Genomic DNA, 23,875 nt, shown 5'->3' on the forward strand with positions numbered 1-23,875 from the left:
CCCTGATCTGCGCCGGCGTACCGATGAGAAGCTGAAACAGCAAGCTGTGGTCATCGCGCCGTCCCCTGGGTCGGTTCGGCACCTCAGGCACCGGTCGCCTCACTGTGCCCGGCGCGGTCGGGTGCCGGCATCCCCCACGGGGGGTGATGGCTCTGACGGGCGGGACTCGCGTTACGGCGTATCACTCCCGCGGGGTGATGCCGGGCGGTGTGCGCCCGGGGAGATTGAGGGCTGTCGGCGTCCCAGGTGCGCCACCGAGACCAGGAGGCCCCGAGATGACCGCAGCCAGCGAGGTGGCCCGTGACCGGCCGGGCCTCCGGGTGGGGTCGACCAGTGAGTTCAGCCTGTTCTTCCGCGTCATTCCAGGCCACGCCGAGGAACTGCGCAAGGCACTGGACGCGCTGATGGACTCCCCGGGCTATCGCCCGGGGGACTACGAGATGGCGATCGCCAACATCCACGAGGCCAGATTCGTGATGTTCGACGATGACACGCGGCTGCTTTTCGCGACAAGCTTCGACGGCTCATGGGACGCCTACATGGAGGACTTCGCGTCTGCTGGACCGCTGAAGCTGTTCGACGCGATCTTCCGCCACACAGAGGGCTACAACGGGCTGCCGGACGTGGCGGCGGTCAAGTCCTTCATCCTGGGCGCCCAGGAGACCGCCGGGGCGTACGCCCGCAACTACCCGGGCACCGTCAAGGAACTCCGGAGGGCGCACCGACTCAGGGTCGCGTTCGAGCAGGTCCTGGATGACCCCGATGCCGAGGCCGCGCTGAGCGACCCGACGCTCAAGCCGTTGCTCGACGAGGCAGCGGACGCGTGAGCCGCTCAGAAGTCGGATAGGGGACTTCGTGTCAGACCACATCTCAGGCCCACGTGCGCTCGCGGACCCAATCGCAGACATCACCGACGTCTACGCGTTTCCGAGTCCTGAGCGCCCAGGCCGCCTCGTGCTGGTCATGAACACGCTGCCGTTCGCGCCCGTGGACGGGCGGTTCTCCGACGGGCTGATCTACCGTTTCCGCCTTCGCCCGGTCGACCTCAACCCCGCCGAGCGCCGCGTCGGAGTGGCCGTGTCGCCTGAGTGGGTCCTGGACTGCGTGTTCGACGACCGTGCCGGGGCCGGCGCTCAGATCGGTCGCCTCGCCCTGCCCGACGGTGGGGTGAGCTCCTTCGAGACACTCGGACACTCCATGGACGACGGGTCCGGGGTGCGGGTCTTCGCCGGGCCTCGGTGGGACCCGTTCATCATGGACGCGCCAGCAGGCCTGCGGACGATTGCCGAGCAGCGACTCTCGTTCACCGACCCCGGGTCGATCTTCATGGACGGCAAGAACGTCCTGGCCCTTGTCATCGAGCTGGACTGCGACAGAGTGCTGGGACACGTCGGGCCGGTCGCCGTGGTCGCCGAGACACGAACCCGCGGCACGCTTTCAGTCCGCATCGAACGGGTCGGCCGGCCCGAGGTCAAGAACCTCCTCCTGGGGCCGAAGCAGTTCGATCAGGTCAACCGTGACTTGGAGATTCGAGACCTTTACAACATGGAGGACGCGTTTCAGCTGGGCAGCTCGTACACCGGTGCCTACCGGGCGCGGCTGCACGCGAACCTCGCCTTCTGGGACAGGCTGGACGGCGTCGCCCAGTGGCCGCTGGACGCCTCCGGTGCGCACCCGCTGACCGAGCTTGTCCTGGCTGACTACCTCGTGGTCGACCCGTCGCGTCCCTACGCGGAGCAAGGCTCCTTCCTCGAGATCGAGCGTGCCGTGATGGCGGGCCACGCGCCGCTCACCTGCGGCGGTCGGGCGCTCAACGACGACGTCATCGACACCCTTTACACCTTCTGGATCAACGGCGGCCAAGGCCCCGTGATCACGGATGGCGTGGACGCCGCGAGCCGCCCTGCCTCGGCGGTCTTTCCCTACCTTTCGACACCCAACCCAGACCCACCGACACCGTCCGAGCACCTATGAGCACGCAGGCGGACCGAGCCGTGCAGGAGCCGACATGAGCGTCGAGCCGAAGACCGTCCTCGAGCTCGACGACATCCAAGCCGGAGCGCTGCGCGAGCGCCCGTCGCCGTACGTGGGCCGCTACCTCCTGCTTCAGCTCCACGACGCCGGACAGGGGCGAGAACTGGTTCGGCGCCTGCACGCCCTGCTCGCCGCCGAGAAGGAGGCTCCGGAAGACGAGACACAGGCTTGGGCCACGGTCGCCTTCACCTGTGCCGGACTGGCCGCCCTGGGCGTGCCGCAGTCGATGCTGGACACCTTCCCGGCCGAGTTCCGCGAGGGTATGGCGCGTCGCGCGCAGGAACTGGGTGATCTGGGGCCGAGCGGCCCGGAGCACTGGGAGTGGCCACTCGGGACGGATGCTGTCCACGTGGCGGTCTCGGTGCTGGCCCGGGACGAGAGGCACCTGCAGATCGTGGCGGAGCTTGCGCGCCAACGCTACGCGGACCTCTCCTCCATCGAGGTGGTCTGGCGGCAGGACTGCTACCAGCTGCCCTCCGGCCGCACGTCCTTCGGGTTCAAGGACGGCATCGGCAACCCCGACGTCCAAGGAAGCGGACAGCCGGTGCGCAACCGGCATGAGAGGCCTATCAAGGCCGGAGAGTTCATCCTCGGCTACCCCGACGAGACGGGGGCGCTTCCGCCCATGCCGGCCCCAGAGGTCCTCGGCCGCAACGGGACGTTCCTGGTGTTCCGAAAGCTGCGGACCGATGTGGCGGCATACCGCCGCTACCTGAGGGAGGCCGCCCGAAGCCGCGAGGAGGAGCGTCTTCTCGCCGCGAAGATGGTCGGTCGTTGGCCGAGTGGTGCTCCGCTGGCACTGGCACCCGAAACGGACGACCCCGAGCTGGGCGCGGACCCGACACGCAACAACTCGTTCGGCTACCGCGAGGACCTGCGCGGCTTCAAGTGCCCTGCGGGCGCTCACGCACGCCGGGCGAACCCTCGCGACGCTCTCGAGGACGAGAACAGCGTCGACGTGCGGCTGCATCGGATGATCCGTCGAGGGACGAGCTACGGTCCCATGCTCGCGGAGGGAGTCCTCGACGACGACGGCCTCGACCGCGGGATCATCTTCGTCTTCGCGGGCTCCCACCTGAAGAGACAGTTCGAGTTCGTCAAGACCCAGTGGATCAACGACGGCGTGTTCATCGGCGCCTCTGACGAGAGCGACCCATTGGTCGGCGGCGCACACACGCCGACCGACTTCACGATCCCGCACGTGCCGATCCGGCGACGGCTGCGCCAACTGCCGTCGTTCGTCACGACCCGTGGTGGTGAGTACTGCTTCGCGCCCGGACTGCGGGCCTTGAAGTGGCTGGGCGAGCTGGACACCTGAGGAGGAGCCATGACCGACCATCAGAGCTCGAACCCGAGAGGGACCACGAACCGGTGGGCTGCCCTCGACTTCGGACCACCCTCCGGTGTCGAGGACAGCGAGCCCGCCGTGCTGGTCGACCACTTCGACGACGGCCGCGTGGCGGTGGTCACGCTCAACCGACCGCATGCTGACAACGCCATCTCCACGGAGATGGGAGTGCTCCTGACAGAGGCGCTCGAGACGATCGCAGTGACGAGCGCCGTCCGCGTCGTCGTCGTCACTGGCGCCGGAGACCGCGCCTTCTCGGTCGGCAGCGACCTGCGCCAGCGCAAGAACATGTCCAAGGAGCAGTGGTTGCGGCAGCGCCAGGACTTCGACCGCACGCTGTATACACTGCGCCAGCTGCGCAAGCCGGTCTTTGCCGCCGTCAACGGGATCGCCTACGGGGGCGGCTGCGAGATCGCGCAGAGCACGGACTTCATCATCGCCAGCACCAACGCCGTGTTCGGACAGCCCGAGGCGATGCTCGGACTCGCTGCCGGTGGTGGCTCGCCCGTCTTCCTGCCCCGCGCACTTCCGCCCGGGAAAGCACTGCAGATGCTCATGACCGGCGAGCCCATCGACGCCGCCGAGGCCCACCGTCTCGGCATGGTCACCGAACTTCACGAACCGAGCGGCCTCATGGACGCCGCGCTCCGCGTCGCTGCGAAGATTGCGAGCAACTCACCGACCGCGGTGCAGGCCGTGAAGCATGCCGTTCGAGCGGGACTGGGTGAGCCGATCGAGCAGGCGATCGCGATCATGATGGAGGCCCACTGGCGCTCCGCGGTCCATCCCGACCGCGTCGAGGGAATCGGGGCGTTCAACGACAATCGTGACCCGGTCTTCCGCGACGCGGACTACTGACTCCTCTCCCACACCGAGGCACGTCGACGACCCGCAGGAGGACCCCGTGACAACCGACATCGACATCGAGCAGGCCCGCCAACAGCTCGTCATGATCAACCCTCAGCCCTACAACGCGGAGGCCCCGCCCCAAGCGCTGGACTCCGAGATCACTCCCACCAGACAGCACTACGTGCGCAGCAACTTCCCCCTGCCCGCACACGACGGCACACTCAGCATCGGTGGCGCCGTCGAGAACCCGTTGTCACTGACTTTGGCAGAACTTCGTGCGCTGCCCGCCGTCGAGCACGCCGTCACGCTGGAGTGCGCCGGTAACGGGCGCCTCGACACTCGGCCGCTTCCCACCGGCGAGCCATGGGGCGGCAATGCCGTCTCCACCGCCGTGTGGCGGGGGGCCCGGCTCAGCGACGTGTTGGCCCGGGCCCGCCCCCGGGCCGAGGGCGTCGAGGTGCGCTTCACCGGCGCCGACAGCGGCACCTACCACCTGACCCCGGTGCTGCCCGAGACAGGCGACCACCTCGACTTCGTCCGGTCGCTCACCCTCACTCACGCGGCCGACCCCACCCACGACATCCTCATCGCCTACGACATGAACGGCGAGCCGCTCGGGCCAGACCACGGCAGCCCGTTCCGACTCGTCGTGCCGCACTGGTTCGCGGTGGCCTCAGTGAAGTGGCTGCGCAGCATCGACGTGCTCACCGAGCCCTTCCACGGTGAGTTCCAGACAGGCCACTACATCTACCAGTGGCCAGACCGTCCCCATGAGCCAGTCACCCACATGCGGGTCCGCGCCCGCATCACCGACCCTGCGCCCGCAGCCACCATCCCCGCCGGCACCTACACCATTCGCGGCCGGGCCTGGTCCGGAAACGGCCCCATCATCGCCGTCGGGGTCAGCCTCACCGGCGCCGGCGAGTGGCAGCCCGCACAGGTGGATCAGCCGAGCGGGCCCCACCAGTGGCAGAGCTGGACCTTCACCTGGGAGGCAACTCCGGGGCGGCACTCATTGCGCGCGCGAGCCACCGACGCCGCAGACAACGTCCAGCCCGACGTCCCTCCCTGGAATCGCCTCGGCTACGGCAACAACGCCGTCGAGGTTCACTACGTCGACGTCGTCTAGCCCAGTGCAGCGGCTGGGCCTCGGGAACCGGCATCGCCGGACGAAAGTCCACCACCGTTTCTACGATTCGCGTCAAGCTGCCGCCTGGGGGCCCGCGCCTGTTCCGCGTCGCGTGCGCCCCGCGGCATCGGAGGAGAAGTTTCATGACTCGCGACGACACGGCCGAACACCGCCGTCTGGCCGAGGCCACGGGCAGAGCCGACGACGACCTGTTCACAGCGAACCCGTGGTACGAGTGGGGGCCCTACCTCTCCGAGCGGGCCTGGGGCACGGTGCGCGAGGACTACAGCGGGGACGGTGACGCGTGGTCGTCGTTCCCGCACGACCATGCCAGGTCGCGGGCATACCGCTGGAACGAGGACGGCATGGCGGGGATCTCCGACATCCGCCACGAACTGTGCCTCGGCCTCGCCTTGTGGAACGGGCGCGACCCGATCCTCAAGGAGCGCATGTTCGGGCTCACGGGGCCGCAGGGCAACCACGGCGAGGATGCCAAGGAGTGCTGGTGGTATCTGGAGGGGCTGCCCAGCCACGCTCTGCTCCAGTGGCGCTACCACTACCCGCATGCGGAGTTCCCCTACCAGCGTCTCGTCGAGGAGAACGCGCGCCGCGGTCTCCGGGATCTCGAGTTCGAGCTCATCGACACCGGCGTCTTCGACGAGGGGCGCTACTGGTCCGTCGACGTGACCTATGCCAAGGCCTCGGCCACCGACCTCTACATGTCGATCGTGGCCACGAACCACGGGCCCGAGGAGGCGTCCCTGCACGTCCTTCCCACCCTCTGGTTCCGGAACACCTGGCGCTGGTCACAGCGCACCGACCTGCCCAGCCTCTCGCTCGACGCGGACTCGATCGTGGTCGAGCATCCTCGGCTCGGTGGTTACCGGCTGCAGGCCGCGCCGGCGGCCGACGGCACGAGTCCGCGAGCGCTCTTCTGCGACAACGAAACCAATTTGGCGCGACTGTACGGAGCTCCCGGCGTCACCGCGTTCCCGAAGGACGGGATCAACGACCACGTCGTCGGCGGGGCCGACACCGTGAACCCGAGCCAGCGGGGCACCAAGGCAGCCTTCTGGTACCGACTGACGGTTCCAGCTGGGGAGACGCGACAGGTTCGCCTCCGGCTCCACCGGCCGCCGGCCGCGTCGCCCTGGGAGGAGCAGGCATGCGACCGGGTGCTCGCTGCCCGGCGCAGCGACGCCGACGAGTTCTACGCCGCACTCGGGCCCGACCTCGACGAGGAGCGAAGGCGCGTACTCCGGCAGGCGGCCGCCGGTCTGGTGTGGAGCAAGCAGATGTACCCCTACCGGGTGAGCCGGTGGCTCGACGGCGACCCGGCCGGCCCGCCCCCACCGGAGTCGCACCGGCACATCCGCAATGCCGGCTGGCGCCAACTCGACGCCTTCGACGTGCTCGCGATGCCGGACCCGTGGGAGTACCCGTGGTTCGCCGCATGGGACCTGGCCTTCCACGCGATCGCCTGGGCGCATCTCGACCCGGCGTTCGCCAAGTACCAGCTGACCGTGCTCCTGCGTGAGTGGTTCCAGCACCCCAACGGCGCGCTCCCGGCCTACGAGTGGAACTTCGACGACGTCAACCCGCCCGTGCACGCGCTCGCGGCCCTGCGCGTCTTCGTCATCGACGGGTCCACCGACACGGCGTTCCTGGAGCGGGTCTTCCAGAAGTTGCTGCTCAACTTCACGTGGTGGCTCAACCGCCAGGACCCGGACGGCAACAACCTCTTCGGCGGCGGCTTCCTCGGCCTGGACAACATCAGCCCGGTGGACCGGTCCCACCTCCCCGACGGCGTCCGGATCGAGCAGGCAGACGGTACCGCCTGGATGGCGGCCTACTCGCTGGCGATGTCGATCCTGGCCCTGCTGCTCGCGGCCGAGAAGCCCGTCTACGACGACATGGTCGTCAAGTTCCTCGAGCAGTTCGTCATGATCTCCGAGGCGCTCGCGAGGTCCGGGCTCTACGACGCAGACGACGGGTTCTTCTACGACCGTCTCATCGACGCCGACGGCAACAGCACCCCGATCAAGGTGCAGACCCTCGTCGGTGTCATCCCCATCTTGGCCACCGTCGGCGTGCCCCTCGACCAGGTGCAGCGGCTCGCCACCGTGCGCAAGGCCGCGGCTCGCCGCCTCGATGCATCCGAAAGCGACCAGGGACGGGTCTTCCCGATCCGCGAGTCCGGGGGAGTGCACCGTGCCGTCGTCTCCCTGGTGACCCCGGACCAGGCCCGCCGCACCCTGACCCATCTCCTCGACGAGGACGCCTTCCTGTCGCCACACGGGCTGCGCTCCCTGTCCCGCAGGCACCGCGAGACGTACGTCGTCCCCGGGCTTCCCGGCGCCGCCATCGACTACGAACCGGCCGAGTCCACCACCCCGATGTACGGCGGGAACTCGAACTGGCGAGGCCCGGTGTGGATGCCGACGAACTACCTGGTGGTGCGATCGTTGTTGCTCTACGACGAACTGCTGGGCTCCGAGTTCACCGTCGAGCACCCCACCGGCTCCGGCCGCCAACAGACGCTCCGCGAGGTCGCTGCCGACCTCGCCGACCGCCTCATCGGCATCTGGCTGCCCGACGCGTCCGGACGGCGCCCGGTCTTCGGCGGTCAGCCACTCCTCGCCGACGACCCTGTGTGGAGGAACAACCTGCTCTTCCACGAGTACTTCCACGGCGACAACGGCGCCGGACTCGGCGCCAGCCACCAGACCGGATGGACGGCGCTGGTGGTCGACCTGCTCCTCGACGCGCCCAGCCGAGCCCGGAAGGTGTTCAGCCGCCCGTTCCCCCACGACGAGTAACCAGCGGACGTTCAGCTGAGCAACCCCGGACGTCGGCGTGAGTCGTTCACGACGACGAGGCGGTGGGGTCGATCATCGTTGGTGGTCTGCCGTTCGAAACCAATGTCGAGATGGCGATCGAGGTACTCGTGGCGTGATCAGCCGACGACGCGGATGCCCTCGGGGAGCTTGCCCAGGCGCTTGGCCATCTCGGGTGGCGGGGCAGCGTCGCTGATGACGCCGGTGATGGCGTCCCAGCCGCAGAGCAGCACGGGCGCCGAGGTCGTGAACTTGCTGGCGTCGACCAGGAGCACGATGCGCTCGGCGATGCCCATGAGGGCGAGCTTGGTGGGTCGCTCGTTGTCCGTCGACACGTAGATGCCGTGCTTGCCGACGGCGGCGGCGCCGAGCAGGAGGGTGTCGACGCGCAGTCCCTTCGTGGCCTCGACCGTGCGCGGACCGACGAACGCCTGGCTGCTCGGCAGCAGCTCACCACCGAGACCGACGACTCGGCCGAGCCCGCGGGTCAGGGCGAGCTGCATGACGGGCACCGAGTGCGTCACCACCGTGCCGAGGAAGTCCGCGGGGAGCGCCTGCATGGCGGCATACGTGGTCGTGCCTGCGTCGATGGCCACCGTCGCCCGGCTGTCGAGGGCCGCCACGGCGGTCTCGCCGATCGCCTGCTTGCCCTCGGCGTGCTCCTCGGCGCGACCGGTGAACTCCGGCGAGTGCAGCGCCGGTCGCAGCGCGCTCACTCCACCGTGCACGATGCGCACCCGGCCGTCGTGGGCCAGCTTGCGCAGGTCGCGTCGCACGGTCATGTCGGAGACCCCGAGGGTGCGGGTCAGCTCGGTGACGGACACGAACCCGGCGCCCTCCACCGCCTCGAGGATGCTCTGCCGGCGCTCGGGAGCCGTGTCGTAGCGCAGCGCCGAAACCTCGCTGAGGGCATCCCCGACCGTTTCTCTCATGCGCCCAGCATACGGGAATTCGTGGACTTCTCACCGCGAAACTGTTGACTTTCCAACATCGACTGTTAGCGTATCAACATCCCCACCGAAGCGGCCCGAAGGAGTGCTGGAGCGCATGACCTCACGTGACATCGAGGCGGTCTTCGTCGGAGTGGCCACGCTGGACGCCATAGCGTTGGTCCCCGGTTTCCCGGGCGCCGACGAACGCATCGTCGCTGACGAGGTGTCGTATGCCGGTGGGGGCCCCGCCGCGACCGCTGCCGTAACCGCCGCTCGGCTCGGGGTGCGCAGTGCCTTCGTCGGCACGGTGGGGGACGACGCCAACGGTCGCGCCGTGATCAGCGGCCTCGAGGGCGAGGGTGTCGATGTCACGGGCGTTTCCGTCGCCGCGGGGGAGTCCACCGCGGCGAGTGTCGTCATCGTCGACCGCAGCCGCGGCACCCGGGCGATCTGCAACCGACCGGCGCCGCGCATCGACGTCTCGGCTGGCGCCGACCTCATCGCCTCCGCCCCCCTCGTCCACGTCGACCACGCAGGGTGGGAGCCGGTGCATCGTGCCGGTCTCGTCCGCGACGGCGCGCGGCTGTGCGTCGACGCCGGCAACCCCATCCCCGGCTTCGACGCCCGAGGGGTCGGCCTCTACGTGCCGACCGTCGAGGCGCTGCGCCGCATCCACGGTGAGGCCCGCTCGGTCGACGAGCTACTCGAGGCGAGCATCGCCCTCGGCTGCCGCACCGTCGTCGCCACGGACGGGTCGAAGGGATCCTACGGCCGCACGTCGTCCGGGCAGGGCGCACACGCGCCCGCCCTCGCCGTCCGGGTGCTGAGCACCCTCGGCGCCGGGGACGTCTTCCACGGCGCGCTCGTCGCAGCCGTGGTGCGGGGCCTGCCGCTCGCCGAGCAGCTGGTTTTCGCCAACGTCACGGCTGCACTGTCCTGCCGCGGCCTCGACGGACGCTCGCGCATCCCCCGTCCGGCCGAGGTCCTCGCGACCATGGCTCGCGACCCGGCGCGCGACACCGGCGCCGACCAGGCGATCGGGTCGACGGCAGGCGCGGCCGCGCCCGCGCCGTCCGACACCCACTGAATCTCCGACCACCCCTCGACCCGCCGTGGGTCGACCACCTCACCCAGGAGCAGGCATGACCGACATCACCGACGAGACACCGACGAGCAGGCGCTTCGGGCTGGCGGACGTGGCACGGCCCAGTGGTGGCTTCGCCATGCTCGCCGTCGACCAACGCGAGGCGATGCGAGCCATGTTCGCGGAGCACCAGAGCGCCCCGGTGACGGACGCCCAGCTGACCGACTTCAAGCTCGCCGCGACGCGGGTGCTCTCGCCGTTCGCCTCCGCGGTGCTCGTCGACAAGCAGTTCGCCTTCGACGCCGTCGTCGACGCCGGTGCCGTCGCGCCGACCTGCGGCCTCATCGCGGCTGCAGACCACTTCATCGCGGGCAACGGCGAGTTCGTCACCGCGGTCGAGATCGACCGCGCCGTCGACCCGGCCGCGGTGCGCGAGCAGGGCGCCGTGGCCATGAAGCTGCTCGTCATCCACCGCCCCGACGAGGCCGCCTCCGGCCGTATCGAGATGGTCGAGGAGTTCGTCGACCGCTGCCGGGCGGCGGGCCTCGTCAGCATCATCGAGCCGGTCGCCAAGGCGCCCCGCTCCGGTGGGAACTGGGACGCGGAAGCCTGCATCATCGAGGCCGCGCGCGAGCTCGGCTCCCTCGGCGCGGACCTCTACAAGGCGGAGGTGCCGTTCAAGGGACAGGGCAGCGAGGAGGAGATCCGCCGCGCCTGCGCCCAGATCACCGAAGCGGTCTCCTCCCCGTGGGTCGTCCTGTCGTCCGGGGTGCCGGCCGACCTCTTCCCGCGGTCCGTCGAGCTCGCCTGCCGCGAGGGCGCCTCGGGCTTCCTGGCCGGCCGTGCCGTGTGGGCCTCTGTCATCGGCAGTGACGACGTCGAGCGTGACCTCCACGAGGTCTCGATCCCGCGCCTGCAGCGGCTCGGCCAGATCGTCGACGAGGTCGTGCAGTCGTGAGCGCCGCCACTGCACCGCGCGTCGTCCTCGTGCCCACTGCGCGGCCCACCTTCGCCGTCGACGTGGCGCGCCGCCTGGCCGACGAGGCACGCGCCTTGCTCGTCGAGCTCGGCGCCGACGTGATCGGGCCGGAGGAGCTGGTCATGACGCCCGACGACGTCGCGGCCGCCAAGACCTTCGTCTCGCGTGACGCCGACCTCGTCATCAACGTCTGTGCGTCCTTCTCCGACGCCACCCCGGCCCTCGAGCTCTACGGCGAGCTCGACCAGCCCGTCCTGCTCTGGTCCTTCCGTGAGCCCGGCCCTGTCGGTGACCGACTCTGGCTCAACTCGATGTGCGGCGCCAACCTCTTCGGCCACGCCCTGGTCGTGCACGCACAGCGCACCCCGCGGCTGGTCTACGGCAACCCCGACGAGCCCGCCACGCGGCGCGCCCTCGAGGCGGCGCTCGCCGGTCAGCTGCCCGCGGTCGTGCCGGCACCCACCACGCGCGGGCCCCGAGCCGACGCCGACGGTGTGAAGGTGGCCCTCGGTTCGCTGCGCGGCCGCCGGCTCGGGCTCGTCGGCGACGCGCCCCCCGGTTTCACCCCGAGCCAGTACGACGGTGAGCTCCTCCAGCGCCTCTTCGGCATCGAGATCGACGAGATCCCCGTCGAGTCGATGTTCGAGTGCGTCGACGCGGTGAGCGACGACGAGGCCGAGGCCGAGCACGCCGCTGCCGTCGACGCCCAACCGTCGCTGGCTGCGGTCGACGGCGGTCAGGCGCTCACTTCGGCCCGGATCACCACCGCCATGCGCGGCTGGCGCGACCGGGAGTCCTTGTCGGGCATGGCAATCCGCTGCTGGCCGGAGTTCCCGACCCAGCTCGGCGCCTGCCCGTGCTCCTCGCTCTCCCGCGTCGCGGACGAGGGCACGCCGACCGCGTGTGAGCGCGACGTCTACGGCGCCGTCACGATGCTCCTGATGGAGGCGCTCGGTTCGGGCACCACCTACCTCGTCGACACCGTCGACCTGGACGGCGAGCGCAACGTCGTGCGCCTCTGGCACTGCGGTGCCGCGGCCACCTCTCTGGCCGAGAATCCCTCGGACGCAACGCAGTTCACCCACTGCAACCGCAAGATCGGCGTGGCGGGCAACTTCCCGCTGCGCACGGGGCCCGTCGTCATGGCCCGCCTCACGGAGGACCCGGCACGGCCGGGCAGCCTCCGGCTCCTGCTCGCCTCCGGCGAGTCCGTGCCCGAGCCCAACCGTTTCCAGGGCAACACCGCCGCCGTCCGCCTCGACGGCGACGCGACGCAGTTCGTCACCGGTCTCGTCACCGGTGGCTTCCCGCACCACACCGTCCTCGCGTGGTCCGACGTGCGCCCGCAGCTGCGTGCTGCCGCCGACCTGCTGGGGATCGCGGTCGTCGACTGGTAGTTCCGCAGGATCTGAAGGAGAGACAACGATGTCTGACCAGCACAGCACCATCAGCCGACGCCGACTCCTGCACGGACTCGGTGCTGTCGGCCTCGGAGGCGCGCTCAGCGCCTGTGTGGGACCCACGATCACCTCGCGAGGCAGCGGCTCCGCCGCGGGCGGCGCGGCGGCGCAGGTGCTCCCTGCCGTCAAAGCCTCACCCGCCACGGGCAAGGTGTCCTTCGCCCACTGGCGAGCCGAGGACAAGGCGGTCTTCGACACCCTGATCGCCACGTTCGTCAAGGCCAACCCGCAGGCCACCGTCGTCCAGGACATCTCGCCCTCGAACGACTACCAGAGCACCGCCCTGCAGAAGATCAAGGGCGGCACGATCGGCACCGCCTTCGTCGCCTTCCGCGGCGCGCAGTTCGTCAACATGAACAAGGCCGGGCTGTATGCCGGTCTGGGCGCCCAGCCCTTCGTCGACGGCTACTACGCAGAACTCATCAAGGCGGGACAGGCGACGAGTCGGGCCCAGATGGGCCTGCCCTACCAGCTCGTCTTCAACATGCCGATCTTCAACGAGGACGCCTTCGAGTCCGCCGGCGTGAGCTCGGCGCCCACCGACTGGGACGGCTTCCTCTCGCTCTGCGACAAGCTGAAGTCCAAGGGCCTCACCCCGATCGCCTGGCCGGGGGGTGAGCCGGCCAACTCCGGCCAGCTCATCAACTCGATGGTCATGAACAACATGCCGACCGACACGGCCTTTGCCGACATCGAGGCCGGCACACGGAAGGTCACCGACGACTGGTTCCTCGCGACCCTCAAGCAGTACCAGCAGCTCGCCCCCTACTTCGAGGCCAACTCGACGGGCACGAGCTCGGAGCCGCTGCAGCAGCTCTTCGCGAGCGGCAAGGCCGGCATGCTCGCGACGGGCTCCTTCCACATCGGTGCCGTGCGCAAGCTCGGGGCGAAGTTCCCCGTGGGACTCATCGCCCCGATCACTGTCGCTGCCGACAAGGCGAAGTACGAAGGCATCTACAACGCGACCTTCATCCTCGGGGTCAACACGGCAGGCAGCGGCCAGGACGCCGCCCTCAAGTGGCTGCAGTTCCTTTCCGACCCTGTCAACGCGGGCGTCTACGCCAACGGGACGTCGCAGCACGTGACCGTCAAGAACGTCGACTACACGAACGCCGACCTGAAGCACAACGCGCCGTGGCTCGCCAAGAAGACGCTCCTCGCGCCGCGGTTCCAGTTCAACAACCTCGACATCCGTGCTGCCGTCGAGGCTGCCTGCGTCGCGGTCGTGGGCGGCACCTCTCCGGACCAGGCGGCCGAGAAGGCCCAGGCCGTCGTCGACCAGAAGCGGAAGTGACCCATGTCGACGACCCTGACGCCAGCGAGCCCACCCGAGGCGCCGACCCTCCCGATGCCGGAGAAGCCGGCCGGCCGCAACCCGATGGCGGCGCACCCCGCGCTGTGGCTCTTCCCCGTGCCGGCTCTGGTGCTGTACGTGACCTTCTTCGTCATCCCGACGATCCAGGGAGTGATCTACTCCGTCACCGACTGGGATGGCTTCAGCCCGACCGCGCAGTTCGTCGGCCTCGACAACTTCGTCACGATCCTCACCAGTGACGACCTCTTCCGCAACGCCCTGAGCAACAACATCAAGTTCATGCTGGTCGTCGTCGTGTTCCAGACGATCTTCTCGCTGGTGCTCGCCGTCTTCCTCTCGAAGAACTCGAAGTCCTCGGTGGCCCTGCGCTCGGTCTTCTTCTTCCCGACGATCCTGTCCAGCGTCTCGGTCGCCTTCATCTGGAAGTTCGTCTACGACCCGAACTTCGGGCTCATCAACTCGGTCCTCGAGGCCGTCGGGCTCGGCCGCTTCCAGAGTGCCTTCCTCGGCAACGACAACCAGGCGATCTATTGGGTCGCGCTGACGCAGGTCTGGTTCCACGTCGGCCAGATGATGATCATCTTCATCGCCGGCCTGCAGCAGATTCCGCAGGAGCTCTACGAGTCGGCCGAGACCGACGGCGCGAGCCGGTGGCAGCAGTTCCGCCACATCACCCTGCCGATGGTCGCACCCGCCACCGCCATCGTCATGGCTTACACGACCGTCCAGTCGTTCAAGGCCTTCGACCTCATCCTCGGTCTCGGCGGCAACCCGCCCAAGAGCTCCCTCGACATCCTGTCGACCCGCATCTACTCGGGCTTCGCCAACTCCCAGTTCGGCTACGCCGCAGCGGAGTCGCTCGTCTTCATGGCGTTGATCGCCGCCATCACCTGGATCCAGCGTCGGGCCGTCAAGGCCAGCAACCCGGACGCGTGAGGAGAGCCCCATGAGCTACCAACTGACCCGCCGCGCCGTCCTCGCCGTGTATGCCGTGCTCGTGATCGTGCCGCTCGTCGTCGTGATCTTCGGCAGCTTCAAGACCAGCCAGGACCTCTTCGCCTCGCCCTTTGCGCCGCCCACCACCTGGCGGGGCGGCAACTACCAGAAGGTCGTCGGCGAGTCCGGACTCGGCGTGGCCTTCCGCAACAGCGTCATCGTCACCGGCCTTTCGGTGCCGCTGACCCTCTTCGTCGCGAGCCTCGCGTCGTACGGGATCGCCCGGACGACGGGCTGGAAGAGCGCCCTGCTCTTCGGCTTCATCGTCCTCGGCATGGCCGTGCCGGCCCAGGCGAACATGATCCCGCAGTACGTCCAGTTCGAGACGTTCGGCCTGACCAACTCGCTGCTCGGCCTCGTCCTCATCAACATCGTGACGACGCTGCCGATCGCCGTCTTCATCATGACGGGCTTCCTCAAGACGCTGCCCAAGGAGCTCTTCGAGGCGGCTGCCGTCGACGGGTCCGGACCGTGGCGCACCTACCGCTCCGTCGTGCTGCCCGTGTCGGTGCCGTCACTGCCGGCGACCGCGATCTTCCTCTTCGTCATCCACTGGAACGACCTGCTCTACCCGCTCCTCTTCATCAGCGACGCGGCCAAGCGCACGATCCCTGTGGCGCTGCTGTCCTTCCAGGGTGAGTTCCTCACCGACTATCCGCTGCTCTTCACCGGCGTCGTCGTGGCATCCGCGCCCATCGTCATCGCCTATGTCTTCCTCCAGCGCTACTTCGTCGCCGGCATCACCGCCGGCGCCGTGAAGGGATGACCGTGCACCCGTCATCGTCCACCCCGCCCACCGCCTCAGGGACCCTGCTGCTGCGCCGGGTGCGAGCCGCGCAAGCCGACGCGACCGGCCGGAGCGTGACGCTCTCGGTCGACGCCCTGCCCGGGGTCAAGCTCGGGGTCATGCCCGGCTGGCTCACGGGGGAGCCCCTCGAGGCCCAGGGCATCGAGACGCAGATGCCCAACCTGCCCGACATCGAGCTGCCCCCGACCGACGCCACCGCCTTCGAGCTTCGGGTCAGCGCGCCGCAGCCCTCGTGCCTGCGACTGACCCTCGCCCCGGCAGGCGCGGCCGTGCTGGGCGACGACGGCACCGGCCTCGGCATCGTCGTCGACCCGTCACCCGCACCCGAGACGCTCGAGGTCGAGCAGACCGACACCCATGTCGTCGTGACGACCACGGACCTGCGTCTCGAGGTGGGCCGTGCCCCCTTCACCCTGCGCCTCGTCGAGCGGGCCACTGGTGCGACCCTCCTGCGCACGGCCGACCGCCTCCGGCAGGTAGCCGGTCTGCTGACGGCCCCCTCGGTCGTGGTCGACGACGGGGGGACGACGCTCAACCTCGAGCTCGACCCCGACGAGGACGTGCTCGGCTTCGGCGAGCAGTTCGGGCGGCTCGTCAAGAACGGCCAGCGACTGCGCCTGCGCAGCGAGGACGCCTGTGGCACCGGGACCGGACTGGCCTACAAGCCGGTCCCCGTGTGGCACTCGTCGCAGGGCTACACCGGCTTCGTCAACACGGGCGCGGTGGTCACAGCCGACGTCGGCCACTCGATGCCGTCCGTGCTCTCCCTCGGGCTCGACGACTCCGCGATCGACCTCTATGTCTTCGCCGGCGCCGACCCGAGAACCCGCCTCACGGCATACACGGCCCTGACGGGACGTGCGAAGGCGCCGCAGCCGTGGGCGTTCGGCTACTGGATGGGGCGATGCCGCTACCACACGAGCGAGGAGATGCTCGAGGTCGGGCGCTCCGCCCGCGCGTACGGCGTGCCGATGGACGTGCTCCACCTCGACCCCGACTGGCTCGTCGTCGACCGGCTCAACACGGACTTCATCTGGAACACGAGCCGCTTCGGCGAGCGCAAGCAGTTCGTCGACGACCTCGCCGAGCTCGGCCTGCGGCTGTCGGTCTGGGAGCTGCCCTATCTGGACCCGGCCTCGCCGATCTTCGAGGAGGCCGAGCGGGAGGGCTATCTCGTCCGCCGCACCGACGGCAGCCTGGCCGCCATCCAGAAGACGCCGACCCCGGACGGCCGGATGCGCGCGCTCATCGACTTCACCAACCCGGCGGCCAAGCGGTGGTGGCAGCAGATGCACCAGGACTTCCTCGACGACGGCGTGGCCGTCTTCAAGACCGACTTCGGCGAGGCGTTGCCCGATGACGTGGCGTTCTTCGACGGCACCCCGGCCAACCAGGCCCACAACCTCTACCCCCTGCGCTACAACGGTGCGGTCTCCGAGGCGATCGCCGAGTTCACCGACCGGCCCCCGCTCGTGTGGGGACGCAGTGGATGGGCGGGCTCGCACCGCTACCCCGGCCAGTGGGCCGGCGACGCGGAGTCGACGGTCGTCGGCATGCAGGCCACGGTGCGGGGCGGCCTGTCCTACGCCATGAGTGCGCCGGGCTTCTGGAGCCACGACATCGGCGGGTTCTTCGGACCCGAGCTCACGCCGGCGCTCTACGTGCGCTGGACCCAGCTCGGCGCGCTGTCACCGCTCATGCGGGCGCACGGCCTGCGTCCCCGTGAGCCGTGGGCCTTCGGCGACGAGGCTCTCGAGATCTGCCGCGAGTGGGTGCGTCTGCGCTACTCGCTGCTGCCCTACCTGTGGCAGGTGGCGCTCGAATCGGCGGCGCAGGGCTGGCCGGTGCTGCGCCCCCTGGGCCTGCACCACGCCGCCGACCGAGTGGCCCGCAGTGTCGACGACAGCTTCCTCCTCGGGAGCGACCTGCTCGTCGTGCCGGTCTTCGACGACGGCGCCGCACCGGTGCGACGCACGTTCTACGTGCCCGAGGGCGAGTGGTTCGACCTGCACGACGACACCCGGTATGCCGGTCCCGGCTTCCACACCGTCGACGTCCCGCTGGAGCGCATGCCGGTCCTCGTGCGCGGCGGTGCCGTCATCCCCCGGGTCGAGGTCGACGAGGGCGTCCGCTCCGTGCAGGACCTCCACGGTCGCCCGTGGACCCTGCACGCCTACGGCGTAGCCGAGGCTGCCGGGACGACCCTCGTCGGTTTCGACTCTCAGCCGGCGGTCATCGCGGACGAGGTGCTCCGCCATGGCGCCTGAGGTCGGGTTCGACGTGCGACCGCCCTCCGGTGCCGCGGCCGACCGCTGGATCGACTTGGGCGAGAAGCTCGCCCGGCTGCGCGGCCTCGCGCGGGCCCTGGACCTCGACACGCTCGTCCTGCGCGAGCCGGCCGCCCTCACCTGGCTGCTCGGGGCACGCGTCAACGTGCCGCAGACCCTTGACTCCGCGTGTCTCGACGTCGTCGTGCACCTAGGTGACGACGTCGACGGCGTCGACGGCGCGAGCGTGCGGCCTGGCTTGACCGTCGTCACGAACGCCATCGAGGCCCCTCGACTGCGCGACAGCGAGCTGGCCGGCCTCGACACCGTGTGTGATCTCCGCTGGGAGGTCGTGCCCTGGTGGGAGTCGCGCGACGGCAAGCTGCCCACAGGCCATCGGGTCGGCAGCGACCGTCCGCGCGCCGACGGCACCGGGGTGGGCGCGGACCTCGCTGCATTGCGGCGACAGCTGACGCAGCGCCAGCAGGACCTGCTCGCCGCCGTGTGCCGCGACACGGCCGCCGCAGCGACCGCCGCCGCGCTCACGCTGTCCCCGGCCATGACCGGCTATGCCGCTGCCGGTGAGCTCGCTCGTCAGCTGCTCGAGCGAGAGCTCGACCCGATCGTCCTCCTCGTCGGGGGCGCAGACCACCTCGACACCCACCGCCACCCGCTGCCGCTGGCCGAGACGGTCGGCGAGCGGGCGATGCTCGTCGCCTGCGGCCGACGGCACGGGCTCGTCGCGAGCGTCACCCGCATCGTCTCGTTCACGCCGTTCGACGACGAGCAGCGCGACACCTACGCCCGGCTGCTGCGGGTGGAGCAGGCCTTCCTCGATGCCACACGGGTCGGGGCTCGGCTCGGCGACGTCGTGTCGGACGGCTGTGCGGCATACGCCCGACAGGGGTTCGCTCCCGAGGAGTGGCACCGGCACCACCAGGGCGGCCTGAGCGGCTTCCAGCCACGGGAGTTCCCGGCGCACCCATCGAGCGACGTCGTGCTCGGTGACGGCGCCGTCGTCGCCTGGAATCCCAGCGCCGCCGGCTGGAAGGTCGAGGACACGACGCTCGTGCTGCCGGACGGCCCACGAACCTTGGTCACGGACGAGCTCTGGCCCAGCCTCGAGGTCGGGGGTCGCAGCCGCCCCGACGTGCTCGTGCCCTGACTCACTCCCAGCCGACAAAGCCGATTCGCTTGCTCCACAAGCAGACCCACCAAGGAGACGCAGTGACCACCATGCCCAGCCAGCTCATCGACGGCGCCTGGGAGGACGGAGACTCCGCCCTCGAGGTCACCAACCCTGTCGACGGGTCGGTGGTCGGCCACGTCGCATGGTCAGGCCCGAAGGCCGCGCAGCGCGCCGCCGACGCTGCCGCGCGCGCCTTCGGCGCGTGGTCCGACCTGCCGGCCCGGCGCCGGTCCGACATCCTGCTCGACGCCTCCAGGCTCATCGCCGAGCGCGCCGACACCCTGGGCGCCCTGCTCGCCCGTGAAGCCGGCAAGCGCCTGCCGGAGGCGGTCGGCGAGCTGGCCTTCAGCGCCGAGTACTTCCGGTGGTTCGCCGAGCAGGCGCGGCGTCCCAACGGCGAGGTCATTCCGCACGAGGCGGGCGACCGACGGCACGTCACCGTGCGCCGACCCGTCGGCGTCGTCGCGTCCCTGACGCCGTGGAACTTCCCGTGCTCGATCCAGGCCCGGAAGCTCGCGCCCGCGCTGGCGGCTGGCTGCACCGTCGTGGCCCGTGTCTCCGAGAAGGCGCCCCTCGCGGCGACCGAGATGATCCGCGCGCTCGACGACGCCGGGGTTCCCCCGGGTGTCGTCAACCTCGTGCACGGACCTGCGCGCGAGATCACTCAGACCCTGCTCGACCACGACGCCGTCCGGGCCGTGACCTTCACGGGGTCGACCCTCGTCGGTCGCGAGATCATGGCGAGCGCAGCCCGTCGGGTCGTGCGACCGCTGCTCGAGCTCGGCGGTGACGCGGCCTTCGTCGTGCTCGACGACGCCGATCTCGACGCCGCCGTCGAGGGGGCGATGCTCGCCAAGTTCCGCAACACCGGTCAGTCGTGCATCGCCGCCAACCGCTTTGTCGTGCACGAGGACGTGCACGACGAGTTCGTCGAGCGGCTCGTGGCCAGGATCGACGCCATGAGCATCGGCGACGGCCTGGCCGACCACTGCCCCGACCTCGGTCCGGTCATCGACGCCGCGAGGGTCGAGGCCGTGAACTCCCTTGTCGACGAGGCGATCTCACAGGGGGCGCGGAGACTCACCCGCGAGCGGGAGCTGCCGCAGGGCGGCACCTTCGTCGCGCCCACCCTGCTCGCCGAGGTGCCCGACTCGGCCGCCATCGCCACCGAGGAGGTCTTCGGACCCGCGGCCGCGGTCTTCCGTTTCCGCGACCTCGACGAGGCGATCGCACCCGCCAACCGCACCGAGATGGGGCTCGCGGCCTATGTGTGGTCGGGCGACCTGTCACGGTGCTGGCGCACGGCGGAGCGACTCGAGGCCGGCATCGTCGGCGTCAACAACGCCCTGCCGTCGGTCGCCTTCGCCCCCATGGGCGGGGTCAAGCAGTCCGGGCTCGGCCGTGAGGGGGCGTCCGTGGGCCTCGAGGAGTTCGAGGACGTGCGCTACCTGTCGGTCGGTCTCTGACCCGAAGACGAGATGCAGGGAGACCGAGGACATGACGACCGAGCTCGTGCTGCTACCACTGGGAGTGGTGGCCGGCGCCCTGACCCAACGCGTCACGGGGGTCGGCTTCGCCCTCGTGTGCGCACCCCTGCTCGTGCTCGTCGCCGGGCCCTTCGAGGGGGTCGTCCTGTCGAACCTCCTCGGACTGGTCGTGAGCTGCGTCGTCTTCGTGACCCTGTGGCGTGACACCGAGTGGCGCAAGGCCCTGCTGCTCGTCGTGCCGGCCCTCGCCACGATTCCCTTGGGCGCGTGGGTCGCTCGCAACGTGCCGCCCGCGCCCCTCATGGTCATCATCGGTCTCACCGTGATCGTCGCGCTGTCGGCGGTCGTGCTGAGCGACCGCGCGAGGGTGCTCCGCGGCACGGGCGGCGCCGTGGTCGCGGGTGGGGCGAGCGGCTTCATGAACGTGACCGCCGGCGTCGGCGGGCCTGCCATCGTGCTGTATGCCGTGAGCACCGCCTGGGAGCACCGCAAGTTCGTCGCGACGTTCCAGTTCTACTCGATCTTCGTCAACCTCGCCTCGCTCACCGCCAAGGGCGGGCTGCCCCACGTCTCGCCGGCTGCGCTCATCGTCTCGTTCGGCGCCCTCGCCGTGGGGCTCGTCGGCGGGGAGCTGCTCTCGCGGCGGGTCGACCACGAGGTCGCCCGACGGCTCGCCATCGGTCTCGCCCTGGCCGGTGCCGTCTTCACCGTCGTCAAGGGACTCCTCGCCTGGTGACCGCCGCCCCGGGCAACACCGTGCGCGTCGTCGACGCGGCGCTCGGCCACGCCGGCCGGCAGGCTGCCGACCTGTCCGCCTGCGGCATCGCCAACCAGCGCGAGACGGTCGTCGTCTGCGCGAGCTCATGCAACTGCACCGGGGTGTGGACCGACGCCGTCCCTGTCAGCGGAGCGATTCGCGTGGGGAGCGGTCATAGCGGCCACGTTTCACCCCGTCATCGACTGCCTCGACATCGTCGGGGACGCCATGCCGTGTTCAGCCCACGCTGGGCCCGGTGGTCGGCTCGACCCGGAACACAGGCATGCCTGGTGCCGCGTCAGCGAGCTGGGCGTCGGTGGACCGCTTTGTCAGACCCTCGACGAACCTTCCGACTTCCCAGCCCCAGCGCTGAAGGTAGGCGCGCAGCACGGGGACCCGGTCCTCGACGGGGAGCTCGATGAGCCGGACCTGCTCGACCCGACGCCCCACGCGGAGCTCGGCGCCGACCGCGGCGCGGACGTTGCGGACCCACTGGGTGTTGCCCCGGGGGGCGACGAGGTAGCGCTCGCCGTCCAGCGCGAGCAGGTTCACGGGGACGCTGCGCGGCGTGCCGGAGGTGCGCCCGGCCACGGTGAGGACGCGTGACCCGAGCAGGCTGATCCCGCGCTCGGTGAGCCACCGGACCGCCTTCATGAAGGCGATGTCACCCCATCCGGTGGGGGCGATGTAGCGCGCAGGGCTGCCGGTCACGGTGTCCTCCAGGGTGGTGGGCCGGCTGAGAGGGGTGCTCTCGACTCCGGGCTCGAGCGGTGGGTCACACGGTCGCGGGTTCTGCGCCGGCTGTGGTCATTCCGATGGTGAGAGGGGAGGGCCTGAAGCCCTTGACGACGAGGTAGACGCCGAGGGAGAACTCCCAGACAGCGATCGGGATCGCGAGGAGCAGGGCTGGGGCGGAGACGGCGCTGAAGGCGCCGAACAGGACCCCGATGACGGAGGCCAGCAGCAGCGGGGCTCCGATGAGCCCGATGGTGGGAAGGGCCCGCGGCACGAGGCGGGACCGATACAGCAGGGAGCCGAGCAGCATCGCGTTCAGAGCGGGCATCAGGGACTGCGAGAAGAGGAACGCCCATCCGTACATGCTGGTCAAGGCGTGGGCAGTGACCAGTCCAGCGGCTCCGACTCCGGCCTGCCGCAGGGACACCACCGTCATCAGGGCGACGACGCCGGCGATGATGCCCGCGCCCTCGAGGGTCCGCGTGCCGACGAAGCCCAGTGCGATCCCTTGGTGCTGGCGCTTGACCACGGGATACAGGATGACCGCGGTGCCGACGCCCGCGAGGGCGACGATGACCTCCAGGAGCCCACCGACGAGGGCGGGGGTGTCCGGCCCGGAGCCGAGTAGGTAGGTCGGGTCCTTGACCCCGCTGTAGAGGGCGAGGGTCGGGATCGAGACGAAGCTGATCAGGTAGAGCACACCCGCGGCGAGCGCGGTCTTGCGCACTGAGGTCATCGGGGCTCGCGCCGGGGTGCCCGCTGGAGCGGGGGAGACGGGGTCGATCGTTGCTGTTGACATGGTGGCTTCTTTGATCGAGGTGGAACTGCGACGCGTCTCCGGAGGCGGCGCGGGAGAGGGGAGCCCCGATCCTGACGCGTCAGGATCGAGGCGCCCGTGAGGGACGTGATCGTGCCGTCGCCGCGAACGGTGAGGCGTCGGCCCTGGATGAGCAACCAGAAGATGAGCACCGCTTCGCCGACGAAGGTGACGCGCGCGACCTCGAGGGAGTAGCCGGCGACGATCACGGTGCCGAAACCGTCGACGAGGTAGCCGATCCCGGCGATGAGGAGCAGGACCGCGATGACCCTGGCGATGAAGCCGGACCGGTGGGCCAGGTAGCCGATCAGCAGCAGGTGGACGCCGAACAGGATGAGGCCGGCGTGCCAGATGTCATCGAAGGAGTCGATGGACCGCTGGACCTGGTCAGGGGTGTCGAGCTGGGGCCGTATGCCGGCCAGCTGGCTCACCGCGACGACGAACACGCCCGCGTAGGCGAGTCTGAACCAGGCGGCGAGGCGGGAGACGTCCGGGTTCACCGGGGTGAACAGCCGCAGCAACGCGGCGGCCACGACGACGTCGAGCGCGGCGACCGCGAGCAGGCTGGCGACGCCCCATCGGAAGAGCGCCGCGGAGTTCGCGATGGCGGTTGTCGTGGTGGTCGCGTCGCCCGGCGTGATGAGTCGTTGCAGGACGACGAAGTTGCCGAAGACTGCCAGGACGGTGAGCAGGGCCAGTCCGATCCCGGCGACCAGGCTGGCCGTGCGCAGGGCCCGGGCGGGGTCGGCCGCGTCGGCCGTCCGTTGCGGCGGCGGGATCGGCTCGCCCTGCAGAGGCGGCGGCACGGTGCGTGTTCGCGGTGACATGGCTTCCTGCTTTCCCTGTGTCGGG

Annotated in this window: 20 protein-coding genes; 16 read left to right on the forward strand and 4 right to left on the reverse strand. The window is 70.0% G+C overall.

All coding sequences use genetic code 11. The features are described from left to right. The first annotated feature begins 275 nt into the window (after nt 1-275). The 6 genes from AC1DIW_RS00430 (at nt 276) to AC1DIW_RS00455 (ending at nt 8,179) form a co-directional block, all read left to right on the forward strand. Nucleotides 276-827, forward strand: a complete 552-nt coding sequence (locus AC1DIW_RS00430) for a hypothetical protein (RefSeq protein ID WP_442280166.1) — start codon at nt 276-278, stop codon at nt 825-827. Between the two features lie 28 nt (nt 828-855). Further along, nucleotides 856-1,974 carry a DUF4331 family protein gene (locus AC1DIW_RS00435; RefSeq protein ID WP_478106079.1) on the forward strand — a complete coding sequence of 373 codons (1,119 nt, stop codon included), beginning with the start codon at nt 856-858 and terminating at the stop codon, nt 1,972-1,974. 34 nt (nt 1,975-2,008) lie between these two features. After that, nucleotides 2,009-3,352, forward strand: a complete 1,344-nt coding sequence (locus AC1DIW_RS00440) for a Dyp-type peroxidase (protein ID WP_478106080.1) — start codon at nt 2,009-2,011, stop codon at nt 3,350-3,352. A 9-nt stretch (nt 3,353-3,361) separates the two neighbouring features. Then, a complete protein-coding gene (locus AC1DIW_RS00445; RefSeq protein ID WP_478106081.1) occupies nt 3,362-4,240 on the forward strand; it encodes an enoyl-CoA hydratase/isomerase family protein in 879 nt (292 codons plus the stop codon). Nucleotides 4,241-4,286: 46 nt separating this feature from the next. Then, nucleotides 4,287-5,360 carry a sulfite oxidase gene (locus AC1DIW_RS00450; protein WP_478106082.1) on the forward strand — a complete coding sequence of 358 codons (1,074 nt, stop codon included), beginning with the start codon at nt 4,287-4,289 and terminating at the stop codon, nt 5,358-5,360. 143 nt (nt 5,361-5,503) lie between these two features. After that, nucleotides 5,504-8,179, forward strand: coding sequence for an MGH1-like glycoside hydrolase domain-containing protein (locus tag AC1DIW_RS00455; protein ID WP_478106083.1), 2,676 nt, complete (start codon nt 5,504-5,506; stop codon nt 8,177-8,179). Nucleotides 8,180-8,316: 137 nt separating this feature from the next. Here AC1DIW_RS00455 and AC1DIW_RS00460 read toward each other — a convergent pair whose 3' ends face one another. Beyond that, nucleotides 8,317-9,129, reverse strand: coding sequence for a DeoR/GlpR family DNA-binding transcription regulator (locus AC1DIW_RS00460; RefSeq protein ID WP_478106084.1), 813 nt, complete (start codon nt 9,127-9,129; stop codon nt 8,317-8,319). A gap of 115 nt (nt 9,130-9,244) precedes the next feature. Between AC1DIW_RS00460 and AC1DIW_RS00465 the strand changes: the two genes are divergently transcribed. The 10 genes from AC1DIW_RS00465 (at nt 9,245) to AC1DIW_RS00510 (ending at nt 21,450) form a co-directional block, all read left to right on the forward strand. Continuing rightward, nucleotides 9,245-10,216 (forward strand): PfkB family carbohydrate kinase, encoded by a 972-nt coding sequence (locus AC1DIW_RS00465; protein ID WP_478106085.1) that lies wholly within the window; start codon nt 9,245-9,247, stop codon nt 10,214-10,216. A 55-nt stretch (nt 10,217-10,271) separates the two neighbouring features. After that, complete coding sequence (locus tag AC1DIW_RS00470; protein ID WP_478106086.1) at nt 10,272-11,171, forward strand: aldolase; 900 nt, start codon at nt 10,272-10,274, stop codon at nt 11,169-11,171. Further along, on the forward strand, nt 11,168-12,589 hold the full coding sequence (locus AC1DIW_RS00475) for a hypothetical protein (protein ID WP_478106087.1): 1,422 nt from the start codon (nt 11,168-11,170) through the stop codon (nt 12,587-12,589). Before AC1DIW_RS00470 ends, AC1DIW_RS00475 begins: the two co-directional genes overlap by 4 nt. 28 nt (nt 12,590-12,617) lie before the next feature. Continuing rightward, entirely contained in the window at nt 12,618-13,946 is a 1,329-nt protein-coding gene (locus tag AC1DIW_RS00480) for an ABC transporter substrate-binding protein (RefSeq protein ID WP_442280176.1), read from the forward strand. 3 nt (nt 13,947-13,949) lie between these two features. Continuing rightward, entirely contained in the window at nt 13,950-14,903 is a 954-nt protein-coding gene (locus tag AC1DIW_RS00485) for a carbohydrate ABC transporter permease (RefSeq protein WP_478106088.1), read from the forward strand. A 10-nt stretch (nt 14,904-14,913) separates the two neighbouring features. After that, complete coding sequence (locus tag AC1DIW_RS00490) at nt 14,914-15,729, forward strand: carbohydrate ABC transporter permease (protein ID WP_478106089.1); 816 nt, start codon at nt 14,914-14,916, stop codon at nt 15,727-15,729. Nucleotides 15,730-15,731: 2 nt separating this feature from the next. After that, nucleotides 15,732-18,038: a glycoside hydrolase family 31 protein gene (locus AC1DIW_RS00495; protein ID WP_478106090.1), complete on the forward strand. Its 2,307-nt coding sequence runs from the start codon at nt 15,732-15,734 to the stop codon at nt 18,036-18,038. After that, the gene (locus tag AC1DIW_RS00500; protein WP_478106091.1) at nt 18,028-19,203 is read left to right on the forward strand and encodes a M24 family metallopeptidase; all 1,176 of its coding nucleotides are present in this window, start codon (nt 18,028-18,030) and stop codon (nt 19,201-19,203) included. The genes AC1DIW_RS00495 and AC1DIW_RS00500 overlap by 11 nt, the downstream gene beginning before the upstream one ends. Before the next feature lie 71 nt (nt 19,204-19,274). Next, a complete protein-coding gene (locus AC1DIW_RS00505; protein ID WP_478106699.1) occupies nt 19,275-20,693 on the forward strand; it encodes an NAD-dependent succinate-semialdehyde dehydrogenase in 1,419 nt (472 codons plus the stop codon). Between the two features lie 31 nt (nt 20,694-20,724). Further along, on the forward strand, nt 20,725-21,450 hold the full coding sequence (locus AC1DIW_RS00510; protein WP_478106092.1) for a TSUP family transporter: 726 nt from the start codon (nt 20,725-20,727) through the stop codon (nt 21,448-21,450). A gap of 258 nt (nt 21,451-21,708) precedes the next feature. On the opposite strand, the gene AC1DIW_RS00515 is transcribed toward AC1DIW_RS00510, so the two are convergent. The 3 genes from AC1DIW_RS00515 to AC1DIW_RS00525 all read right to left on the reverse strand — a co-directional run bounded on the left by AC1DIW_RS00515 (nt 21,709) and on the right by AC1DIW_RS00525 (nt 23,850). Next, nucleotides 21,709-22,182, reverse strand: coding sequence for a nitroreductase/quinone reductase family protein (locus AC1DIW_RS00515; protein ID WP_478106093.1), 474 nt, complete (start codon nt 22,180-22,182; stop codon nt 21,709-21,711). A 64-nt stretch (nt 22,183-22,246) separates the two neighbouring features. Beyond that, nucleotides 22,247-23,005, reverse strand: coding sequence for a DUF4386 domain-containing protein (locus AC1DIW_RS00520; RefSeq protein WP_478106094.1), 759 nt, complete (start codon nt 23,003-23,005; stop codon nt 22,247-22,249). Beyond that, nucleotides 22,939-23,850 (reverse strand): DUF4386 domain-containing protein, encoded by a 912-nt coding sequence (locus AC1DIW_RS00525; RefSeq protein ID WP_478106095.1) that lies wholly within the window; start codon nt 23,848-23,850, stop codon nt 22,939-22,941. The genes AC1DIW_RS00520 and AC1DIW_RS00525 overlap by 67 nt, the downstream gene beginning before the upstream one ends. Nucleotides 23,851-23,875: the final 25 nt, after the last annotated feature.

It is taken from the genome of Terrabacter sp. 01T434 (assembly GCF_056398545.1).

Coding starts and splice junctions, on each gene's coding strand:
- AC1DIW_RS00500 (WP_478106091.1), top strand. CDS start 18,028: ATGGCGCCTGAGGTCGGGTTCGACGTGCGACCGCCCTCCGGTGCCGCG.
- AC1DIW_RS00520 (WP_478106094.1), bottom strand. CDS start 23,005: ATGTCAACAGCAACGATCGACCCCGTCTCCCCCGCTCCAGCGGGCACC.
- AC1DIW_RS00510 (WP_478106092.1), top strand. CDS start 20,725: ATGACGACCGAGCTCGTGCTGCTACCACTGGGAGTGGTGGCCGGCGCC.
- AC1DIW_RS00505 (WP_478106699.1), top strand. CDS start 19,275: ATGCCCAGCCAGCTCATCGACGGCGCCTGGGAGGACGGAGACTCCGCC.
- AC1DIW_RS00490 (WP_478106089.1), top strand. CDS start 14,914: ATGAGCTACCAACTGACCCGCCGCGCCGTCCTCGCCGTGTATGCCGTG.
- AC1DIW_RS00445 (WP_478106081.1), top strand. CDS start 3,362: ATGACCGACCATCAGAGCTCGAACCCGAGAGGGACCACGAACCGGTGG.
- AC1DIW_RS00455 (WP_478106083.1), top strand. CDS start 5,504: ATGACTCGCGACGACACGGCCGAACACCGCCGTCTGGCCGAGGCCACG.
- AC1DIW_RS00465 (WP_478106085.1), top strand. CDS start 9,245: ATGACCTCACGTGACATCGAGGCGGTCTTCGTCGGAGTGGCCACGCTG.
- AC1DIW_RS00480 (WP_442280176.1), top strand. CDS start 12,618: ATGTCTGACCAGCACAGCACCATCAGCCGACGCCGACTCCTGCACGGA.
- AC1DIW_RS00525 (WP_478106095.1), bottom strand. CDS start 23,850: ATGTCACCGCGAACACGCACCGTGCCGCCGCCTCTGCAGGGCGAGCCG.
- AC1DIW_RS00485 (WP_478106088.1), top strand. CDS start 13,950: ATGTCGACGACCCTGACGCCAGCGAGCCCACCCGAGGCGCCGACCCTC.
- AC1DIW_RS00430 (WP_442280166.1), top strand. CDS start 276: ATGACCGCAGCCAGCGAGGTGGCCCGTGACCGGCCGGGCCTCCGGGTG.
- AC1DIW_RS00440 (WP_478106080.1), top strand. CDS start 2,009: ATGAGCGTCGAGCCGAAGACCGTCCTCGAGCTCGACGACATCCAAGCC.
- AC1DIW_RS00470 (WP_478106086.1), top strand. CDS start 10,272: ATGACCGACATCACCGACGAGACACCGACGAGCAGGCGCTTCGGGCTG.
- AC1DIW_RS00460 (WP_478106084.1), bottom strand. CDS start 9,129: ATGAGAGAAACGGTCGGGGATGCCCTCAGCGAGGTTTCGGCGCTGCGC.